General features: G+C 45.2%; 9 protein-coding genes. 4 read left to right on the forward strand and 5 right to left on the reverse strand.

The features are described 5' to 3' along the window. From KNO76_RS13590 to KNO76_RS13600, 3 genes are all read right to left on the reverse strand, one after another. The coding region (locus KNO76_RS13590; protein ID WP_214885954.1) for a hypothetical protein at positions 1 to 245 on the reverse strand (245 nt) is incomplete at its 3' end. Positions 246 to 445: 200 nt separating this feature from the next. After that, complete coding sequence (locus KNO76_RS13595; RefSeq protein ID WP_251128026.1) at positions 446 to 1,351, reverse strand: TIR domain-containing protein; 906 nt, start codon at positions 1,349 to 1,351, stop codon at positions 446 to 448. A 213-nt stretch (positions 1,352 to 1,564) separates the two neighbouring features. Further along, positions 1,565 to 2,134 carry a MerR family transcriptional regulator gene (locus KNO76_RS13600; RefSeq protein ID WP_214885955.1) on the reverse strand — a complete coding sequence of 190 codons (570 nt, stop codon included), beginning with the start codon at positions 2,132 to 2,134 and terminating at the stop codon, positions 1,565 to 1,567. A 579-nt stretch (positions 2,135 to 2,713) separates the two neighbouring features. Between KNO76_RS13600 and KNO76_RS13605 the strand changes: the two genes are divergently transcribed. The 3 genes from KNO76_RS13605 to KNO76_RS13615 all read left to right on the forward strand — a co-directional run bounded on the left by KNO76_RS13605 (position 2,714) and on the right by KNO76_RS13615 (position 6,065). Next, positions 2,714 to 2,878, forward strand: a complete 165-nt coding sequence (locus KNO76_RS13605) for a hypothetical protein (protein WP_214885956.1) — start codon at positions 2,714 to 2,716, stop codon at positions 2,876 to 2,878. 1,721 nt (positions 2,879 to 4,599) lie between these two features. Then, the gene (locus KNO76_RS13610) at positions 4,600 to 5,433 is read left to right on the forward strand and encodes a helix-turn-helix domain-containing protein (RefSeq protein ID WP_214885957.1); all 834 of its coding nucleotides are present in this window, start codon (positions 4,600 to 4,602) and stop codon (positions 5,431 to 5,433) included. Positions 5,434 to 5,660: 227 nt separating this feature from the next. Next, positions 5,661 to 6,065, forward strand: a complete 405-nt coding sequence (locus tag KNO76_RS13615) for a hypothetical protein (protein WP_214885958.1) — start codon at positions 5,661 to 5,663, stop codon at positions 6,063 to 6,065. A 1,021-nt stretch (positions 6,066 to 7,086) separates the two neighbouring features. On the opposite strand, the gene KNO76_RS13620 is transcribed toward KNO76_RS13615, so the two are convergent. Further along, positions 7,087 to 7,350 (reverse strand): ribbon-helix-helix domain-containing protein, encoded by a 264-nt coding sequence (locus tag KNO76_RS13620; RefSeq protein ID WP_214885959.1) that lies wholly within the window; start codon positions 7,348 to 7,350, stop codon positions 7,087 to 7,089. A 402-nt stretch (positions 7,351 to 7,752) separates the two neighbouring features. Between KNO76_RS13620 and KNO76_RS13625 the strand changes: the two genes are divergently transcribed. Next, entirely contained in the window at positions 7,753 to 8,163 is a 411-nt protein-coding gene (locus KNO76_RS13625; protein WP_214885961.1) for a hypothetical protein, read from the forward strand. 358 nt (positions 8,164 to 8,521) lie between these two features. Here KNO76_RS13625 and KNO76_RS13630 read toward each other — a convergent pair. After that, positions 8,522 to 9,202 (reverse strand): TIR domain-containing protein (locus KNO76_RS13630; RefSeq protein WP_214885963.1); only part of this gene is annotated, 681 nt, incomplete at its 5' end.

The following is a 9,202-nucleotide window of genomic DNA, read 5'->3' on the forward strand; positions in this document are numbered from 1 at the left end:
TGCTGATCATTGAAATCAGGAACAATTTCAATGTTTTGAAGTTCGGATATTTTAGTCTCAGGATTACTGTGGTGCTTTAATAGAAAGACGTGAACTTTGCTTGAAAAAAACTCGAATTGGTCTATTAATTGATCAATACTGCTATCATCTGAATATTCTAGCCTTTCTGCTAATAATCTCTTTAAAATGACAATTTGATCTAAATCATTGAAAAGGCTTTCTACAGGAAGAGTTGAATTTTGCATGTTTAAATCCCCTTAATATTATGTTCATTCCCCTATGATTTTATTCTATCAACTACATTTTGCTGACGATAAATTTATTACATTATTTTTTAGAGCTATCTTTTTCTACAATTACTATTGTAAGGCAGTCTCGTGGTATTGTTCATACCATTGCATACGTTCGTGGGTTGAAACTTTGCACCAACAAAGCCTATTACTTATTAAATTTTAGAATAGTCTATGGTGTACCCTGCAGCTGATAGTTCTCTACAGAGTGATAATTTCCATGCTCCTGCCTCATCATATGATTCATATACAACACCAGAAATATCGTTAGGTAACTCAATAGAGCCTTTATTCAAAGCAATGACCCTTTTGCGTCCTAATTTCGCTGTAAAATATCCATGTTCAAATACAACATTTTGCCTTGCTCGAGGCTTAGGCATTGAATCTGCTTTTTGTATTGAACTGCCTAGATCACACGGCGTATACAGAATAATAGCGAATCCTACGTTTGAGTAAGATTCAATTTTCTCGATAATTGTACTCCCTTGGTTTATCTGCTCGTGCAAAATTATGGCTTCGATACCTTGCCTTTCAATAAAGCGAGCGACCTCATTTTTTAATGCGCTATCATGACCGTGTACTATAAATACTTTCTTATTTTCTTGAGGGTTGAGGTATTCATTAATAGGTTCCGATATAATTTCGGCATTGGATTTCACGACATGATTTTCAGAATTGTGTTCTGAGAAAGCCTCTTTTAAAATTTGTTGATTGGACGTTATGTACTTATTTGTTTCTGGTGCTATCTGCCCGAATTTTTCATCTAGTTCAATTTCAGTTAAGACACCTCTTAAGCAAGTCAGCGCACTAGTCTTTAAATCTTTAAAAGCTTGTATCATGTTTCTGTTATTAGCTACTTCATCGTCGATGAATAATAATATCCTTCCTGCATCTTCAATACGTTTTAATTTTTCATCAGCATCTGAAGTTATCCTTGGTAATGTGACTCTAAGTTCCTCAATAATACTTTGCTTTGCTGCAGCGCTGTATTCGGATTTGATGATGGTTGTCATCAAATTCTGGATAACCTCTCTTTTTAACCCATTCATTTCACTACTCATGAATATCCTCCCTAAGCTCAATAAGATAACTAGATATTTTTATTTTATTCTTTTAAGTGGCATTCAAATAGAGTTCAAAGAGCATAAGCGTTTTTTGCTATCACATACCGTGTTAGGCCATGCAGAGCCTGCCGAAACCGTGATAGCGCCAAAACTCCGTAAATGGCACGAAATGTGCCGATAAATCAGCGGTCTGGCACGTTTTGTGCCGCCTTATTCCGCTCCGTTTCGCCCCATCAACTTGTCAAGCCATGAGCGTTTTACAGGCGCTACTTCTGCTACATCCTTCTTTCTAGTGTTCTCTTCAATTGCCGCTAAAGACTGCTGTAAAGCTAATTCTTTGTTCTCCTCGTGCTGTTCCAAACGCGCTATGCGTTCTGACATTGAGTTCATCAACTGCAACTGTTCAGCGTTTTGACGCTTTAGTTCCTCGTTATCCTGTGACAACTTTTGTAGCGCCAATAAAAGGTCCTCGTTCGGTATCGCCGGCAAGTTTTCGCCTGCTATATCGGTAGCGGTTCGGACACTTTGTCGACTATTGAGCGTTGATACAGCGTCTTTCGCGGCACTTGTAACCGTAGCGCCACCCATAGCTTTCAACTTCTGAAATTCGCGCATGAGCGCCAGATCAGCGTCATCGTAAATCCGTCGTCCGTGCGTATCATGGCGGAACTTGTGCCCAGCGTCCTGCAAGAGTAGCGCCCATTTCCGTAACGTCGACGGCTTGATTTGTAATTCGTCGCACAACTGTGCGCTTTTGTAGGTTGTTCTGTCGATTCCCACTGCTATGTACCTCCCCATTTAGTGTTTTATCGGCGCTATATGTCACTAGCTTATCATGGTGTGAGAGACATAAATACAAAAAAGACGGCCGTAGCCGTCTCTCTTAGTGAAATAACAAGGATATAAGCAGAGGCACCAAGATAACAAGAATCGTAAAAATGTCAGCTACAAATGACAGCACATTTCGAAATCGACTGGTAGGATCAGTGACCCACGTTACATAGCTTTTTTTGATTCTGATAGTGAAGTACTTATCTTTACCGTTATCTTTAGTTTGTCTGCACATTTGAATATTCATCCTCCATTATCCAAAGTGCATCTTGATTATATCACCCACTTCAGCAAGAACAAAATCACGACAGTGCCCATTTACGCACCTTCCATTTTGGAGGTGCTTTTTGGGGTCTATCGACGATAACGAGCGGCGGCGCAACGGTCGGGGAGGCGCGCATTAACCATGACGGTATCGTTGTCGGGCTATTCCAGCGTCATTTTGGAGACCAGTTCGCGGCAGTCGAGACGCTAAAAGAGCGCCACATCCCCGTGATCAGTGCAACAATCGCAGAGGCGGCTATCGAGTTGTTGATTAACGCTTTTACCTGTGAGATTACCGATGAGCACGGCAACAACGGCAAAGCGACGTTTGATTGCGACGGGCTACGGTTGACTGGTGAGCGCCATGAGGCGATTGAGCGGTGGTTGGCGGGGCTTGAAGTGCCGGTAGTGGCGGAATATGGCGCTTGAATTACCTTTGTAGGGGGTATTGACTAGTGAGTATAAAGTCGATATTATATAACGCCCTGTTATATTTTCTTGCTATTTTGGATAATATTTTATACGATTATCGTGTATCATGATTATGTGATACGGGGGATTTTCAGTGATTTTGAGTACAAAAAACCGCCACATTTTGCGAGAATGCAGCGGTAAAGCGGGAAGATATATTCTTCTCGAAGAGCGACGTTGCACTCCTCGTCTCTACGACGATTTGCAACAGCGTTGTCCCTCTCATCCAAAGCTAGGAGACAACAACTCAAAAAACTAACTTAAGCAGTGATAAAGCGCGATCAGGGTTTGCGAGACTCTTGATCGTCTTTTTCTTTGCTCGTTCGCTGGCTGCCGAGGCCCACAACAAACGTAAGTGTCTCATTCAAAAACGACATAAAGTCGCTTGCACGTGACCAGTCTACGGTATTGTAAACATCTACAAGTACAGACAAAGCAAGGAAAAATAACTCTACCATTACACATCACCTCACATTCCCGAAAATTCTTCCACTTCCCGAGACGAGGTAATGCGTAACTGTCTTCCTCCGATCGGAATAATACCGACCCAAGTACAATTGTATGCGATATTTTCGTATCTGACAAATTAAAAACGACGAACAAACATTGATATGAAGCGGTAAAAACGTCATTTCCCGTCTCCGACCTAGCATATCCGGATTTTAACTTTTTTTGCATCAGTCACACGAAGTGGCAGAATTCCGCTAATTACGCTTTTCAACGCTAACGAAACGTTATCATCCGCACGATTGCGCCTGCTAAGATGGGCGTGGAGGTGCGAGATGAAGAACGTTAGATACGTGTTGCATAACGATGATTTGCTGGATATGACTGCTATGTACGGTATAACGGGTGACGAGATTCGCGACATAGGCGGGATTGACGGTGACCTGACTGTCGCCGCGGCTTGTGCGCTGGTCGAACGCGACCGGGGCGCTGTGGTCGAATATTGGCGGGTTTATTGGCCGAGTTTGAGCGTGGAGCAATCAACTACGACATAGACGGGCTATTCCGTTGGGATTTTGATGCAAAACTATGATTAGAGATAACCGAACAAGTGTGACGAGGGCGCCGCCATTAGTGGAGCGTCTTTTTGCTATGCAGACAGGGGTGGTTTATGTACGCTGGCATTTAATACCGCTTACAGACTAAATTATTTCAAATACCGGTAAGTGAAATAAAAGGTAACAAGAAAGAAATTTTACTCGACTTTTTTCTGTGAGAAACTAGGTTATTTGCCTATTTTGAGTGATTGAAGGGTAGTTAGAGGTGGCTTGGTTGAGCCATTTTACAAATGGGGTCAGTTTTTTGGACGAAAAATCGTGAGAAACTCCTGTGAGAAACTTGGCTAGATCGGTGAGGTAAAAAATTGAAAGTGGTTGCAAGCGGGGCAGGTAAAGAGTTAAGATTATTTCAACATAAAACGAACGGACACACAAAAGACCCACGGCCAACTTTAGCGCGCCAACGCTTCAGCTGGACATTCCCGATGCCAACACATCGAAAACGTACTTCCGTGAGCCTTTGTATAATCTGATACCACGATTGTACAAGGATAACTCATAGTGGTCAACCTCAAAGACTTTTTTTGTAGTATCACTACTACAATTCAGTAGAGGGCGTTTCTCGACTAATTCTCGGGAAGCGCTCTTTTTTGTCCTGTAAAAGGAGAGTCTACCATGTCTAAATTTGCAATCATCCTTTCCAACGAAGCCCTCGCTAACCTAGCCAACCACACTGATAAAGCCGATGTTAACGCCAGCCACGCCTACCATCGTGACCGTCTCCGTGACCATCTCAACAAGACCGACCAGAGTGTTTTCTTCCTGATCAGTCAGCACTCCGTCAAATACTTTGGCGTATCTTACATGTCTAACGCCACAATGGGCAAAAAGTTAGAGTGTTCGCCGCGTACGGTCCAGCGCTCTATTGCAAAATTGTCGAAACTTGGAGCAATCGAGGTATTCGCCGCGCGTCGCAAGACTGGAGATAAGCGTCAGACAGCTAACGTATTGCGATTGGTGCGCCGTCCTGCGGAGGATTGTCGTGCCGAGTGTCATACAAAGTCTGTCACCCCAATAGACTCTTTATTAAACCCTAAAACAAACAAAGACCTTAAAACATTCGAAGCGAAGCCGACAGAGCAAGCGCCAGCAGTCGCATCTGTGACGAAAAAGGAATTGGCGGAAGCCTACGATATTCCGGAAGAAGTCATTTATGCTACTAACGCTGTACGCCTTTCTGACCGGAAATTCATCGAACTCTTTAGCAATAACGGCGCCGTGCTACGCGATGCCCTATTTAAGCGCGTCACTGACGACAATTTGACGCCAATGCTCGTCCGCTGGGACCTAACAAACCCGGTGTATTTACGCTGCCTGAAATCAGCCGTAGTTCGTACGGCATACGTCGCCAAGCAACGTCCAGTCCGTAACGTGACGGCCTACTTCATCGCTACTTATTGCGATTTGGTCGTCAAAGAAATGCACGCAATCGAAGCAATTGCGGTTTAGACCGCCAATGCGACACCAGTCGCCAACAAACGAAGAGGAGCGTGGACTATATGGACCGTCCACTCACACGTAAGCAGATCGCCGTCGCCACCTACATGGCGGAGCACGCCTTGCCGAGATCATGCCGGTATTGATGGAAATGGCGATTGAGGAACGGGACGCTACGGCAGCGCGCCTAGTCCTCGAACTCAACGGCATGATCACACAACAGACGGAGGTGACAATCCATGCTAAGTAATCAGCAAATCGCGGTAATCGACTTATTGTCGGACCCGAAGATGACACAAAAAGAAGCAGCCGAGAAGGTCGGGGTACACCCTAACTCCGTCACAAACTGGATGAAATCACCCGAATTCCAGACAGAACTCCGTAAGGGCGTCGTCCGGAATCGACGTAACGGCGCACCAAAGGTATTGGAGGCGTTAGAGATGGAGGCGCTAAAAGGCAATGCTGCAGCCGCCAAATTGTATTTGCAAGCGGTCGGGTACTTGGATAACCGCGAGGCCGCCGAGGTGGAGGCGCCTAAGACAGCAGTACCGACTACTGACGAGTTACAGCGCCGATTGGCAGGTTTAAAAGCGGACCAATCACAACAGGCGCAGTTACGCGCCGTGGGTGGAAATCACCGCTAAGAATGGCGTAGTGGTGCGGTAGGTGGCGTAAGGTGACGGGGATGGCGAGGGTGGCGGTATTGTGATAGATTGTGATTAGATGCCGAAATCACCCGCAGAGCGCTCCCTACGGACGCCCCGCTAAAACTTTTTATGCTGATCACCGGCACCAGTCGCCACATATCCGACATACCACGCCACCGAATACTCGCCGATTATGCAGCTTTTTATTCACCGATCACAGAGACGCAGAGGTTCGGTCACTATACCTCTCGTCACTCGCGGTAAATGCCGACAAATGGCGTCATACCAACGTTGATGGCGCTTACAGGCGGTCGATGCATATGAACCGTGGTTAACCGCATAATCATGGTGAATACATAGAATGGCTTAACATCAACGTTTAGCAAGCGGACAAGGGTTCACATAAGATATGTTATCGGTAAAACTGGCGAGTATCAGCGGTCAACGATGTATAACGATGAATATCGTATACATCGCATCATCACGCGAAAACAAATAAAAATAATTATTTTTTATTGTCGAAAGGTGCCGCCAGTGCCCGGACCCCCATGCACCGCCTCCTACGCTGCCCTCCCTCGTACACACCACATGTAAGCACCATTTTTAACGTTTGACCTCGCTGTCTCCGTTAGTCCACGATCAGCGCCCGACCCAACCCGCTACTTTCCGCCAATACTCGCAACCCCACGTAAAATACCGCACACCAAAATTAACTTTCGGAATCGTCCGCAGTTACCCGTACATACACGCCACCACACGCCCCACAGCGTCACCTGTCGCCCACTACCTATCTTTACCGTCTGCACCCGCTAAACTCGCTTAAAAGGCGTTTAAATGCGTCTATTATCCGCTGGAAATCAATAGCGCCCTAAAACCTCACGTAACATCGCCAAATTTACGTACGTAGCGCCCAGCAATACCTAGATACCGCCCGACCCCGTGACGTCGTTTTACTGCGTCAATACACGACAAAAAAGCCCTCAAACGCGAATTAGCGCTGGGGCGTATTACTCGTGGATTATTTGTTTGTTCTATCCAGTAGCGGCTCTTTGTGTGTGACGACATACTCGTAATAATGGTCGATAGCCCGATCAACTACGTTGCTCTCCGATGATCCGTGATATTTTCTCAAATATTCTAGCTGATCGCGAGTAGTGTCCGATAGTGTGAACTGCTTTCGTTTCCGGTTACGGTTCGGCTCGACGTGTGGCGCCTTATCTGCTTGTTCCTCTACTGGTGGGTTGCCGGCCATCTCGCGGACTTTATTCTTATCGAGTTTCATGTTGTTTTCCTCCCGGTGGTGCGTTATCTACCCCTATTGTACCTAATGAACCTCAAAAAAGATTCAAAAAGATTGTAATAAAGTCTTTACTTGTGCGCACAGACGGTGTACATTTAACTCACGAACAACAAGGAGGCGTTGCGAAATGGCATTTAACAACAACCGGGTTACTAAGATTGTGCAGGTGCGGTCGGGACTTTACCACATCTACACTACTGGGGGTGTCCATTGGGCTGGAGTAAAGGCGGTTGCTGAGTTGTTGGGACGCTCGATTGCAGAGACTCGCCAATTACAAATTAAAATTGTCGGATGATTGGTGGCAAAATGTCGAATGGTATTATGTGGCAGGTCGAGCGCCACCAGTTAAAATGTAATTACATACTTAGAGAGGCGGTAAACCCGATGACAATTAAAGTGTTAGATTACGTCCGAGTGGGCAAACTTGATTTGCCGGTCGTAGATGAGTCGTATTTGACGGTGCAATATGAGGCGGAGGTCAGCTTGGTCGGTTTTGAGCGGTCAAGCAAGCGCCAAATCAGCTTTTTGTTCGAGTGTGACGAGGATGAGGTCGAGCGCGCCGAGCGTGAAGGCCACGAATTGGGCTATGGGCACGACCAAGCCGCTAAAGAGTTAGCGTTGCACGCGATCAAGGCGCATTTGCAACATGCTGTCGGTGTGGATTTGTTCGACTACGACCGCAGTTACCGCCTAATCGAGCGTGACCCGGACACAAACTGGTGGACGTTAGGCAATTTACGAGCGGACGTGGGCGAGATTACCGTCAGCTACCGTAAACGCAGTGACAAATCATGATTACAACCTATCGAGCGCAATACAACGCCATCATGGATAGCCCGCCGGGACGTCAGCGAGATTTACGGTTAGCGGCACTTATGACGGAGCTGGAGCGCAAATATCGTATTCCAGCGCTAAAAAACGATGAGTGGGAGTCCGCCAACCCCGCTGTAGCCGAGTTTTACCGGGAGGTGTCGAAAGCTCGCGCCCTTTGAGTGCTATTAAGCCGCCAAGCATAGTTCGTCCGCCATCAACCTATCTGCAACGCCAGCGCCATAAATAAAAGAGCAGACACGCCAATGTCCGCTCACTGATCAGAGACTCCGACGCCAATCGGGGTCTTTTTGTTATTTGTCTATAAAAGTCTAAGTGGTTATTAAAGCTTAATCTTTGAAAAATCTATATCATATCCTGCAGAATGCAACTCATTACCTAGTTTGAATTTCCATGCACCCGACTGATCGTAATTTTCGTATACAACTCCGGAAAAATCATTAGGGATTTCGACTGAACCCTTAAGTAAAGCTGAAACTCTACTTCTTCCAAGTTTTGCAGTGAAATATCCGTGTTCAAAAATAACATTTTGTCTTGCTCGAGGCTTAAAATCTGAATCTGATTCCTGCATTGATTTCCCTACATCACAAGGCGTGTACAGAATAATAGCGAATCCTACGTTTGAATAAGATTCGATTTTTTCAATGATTGTAGTGCTTCCTCGATTTGCTTGTTCATGCAAGATAATGACCTCAATATTCTGGTTTTCAATGAAGCGAGCAACCTCTGTCTTTAAAGCATTATCATGCCCGTGCACTAGAAAAACTTTATCGTTTTTATTTTGAAGAATAGGAACTTCTGTGTTTGATACAGGTTGTGGATTAAGTTTTTTAGTTCTACCCTCATATTTTAAATTACGGAGGAAAGTACGGTATTGTTTTTCAACTTGAGAAAAGTGCTCAAAATAATCTATGTGCTGATCATTGAAATCAGGAACAATTTCAATGTTTTGAAGTTCGGATATTTTAGTCTCAGGATTACTGTGGTGCTTTAATAGAAAGAC

Source organism: Exiguobacterium sp. s101 (assembly GCF_018617835.1).
GTDB lineage: Bacteria > Bacillota > Bacilli > Exiguobacteriales > Exiguobacteriaceae > Exiguobacterium > Exiguobacterium marinum.

What these genes read in the sequence shown, in the direction of transcription:
- KNO76_RS13595 (WP_251128026.1), bottom strand. Translation starts at nt 1,351, where the DNA reads ATGAGTAGTGAAATGAATGGGTTAAAAAGAGAGGTTATCCAGAATTTG.
- KNO76_RS13610 (WP_214885957.1), top strand. Translation starts at nt 4,600, where the DNA reads ATGTCTAAATTTGCAATCATCCTTTCCAACGAAGCCCTCGCTAACCTA.
- KNO76_RS13615 (WP_214885958.1), top strand. Translation starts at nt 5,661, where the DNA reads ATGCTAAGTAATCAGCAAATCGCGGTAATCGACTTATTGTCGGACCCG.
- KNO76_RS13620 (WP_214885959.1), bottom strand. Translation starts at nt 7,350, where the DNA reads ATGAAACTCGATAAGAATAAAGTCCGCGAGATGGCCGGCAACCCACCA.
- KNO76_RS13625 (WP_214885961.1), top strand. Translation starts at nt 7,753, where the DNA reads ATGACAATTAAAGTGTTAGATTACGTCCGAGTGGGCAAACTTGATTTG.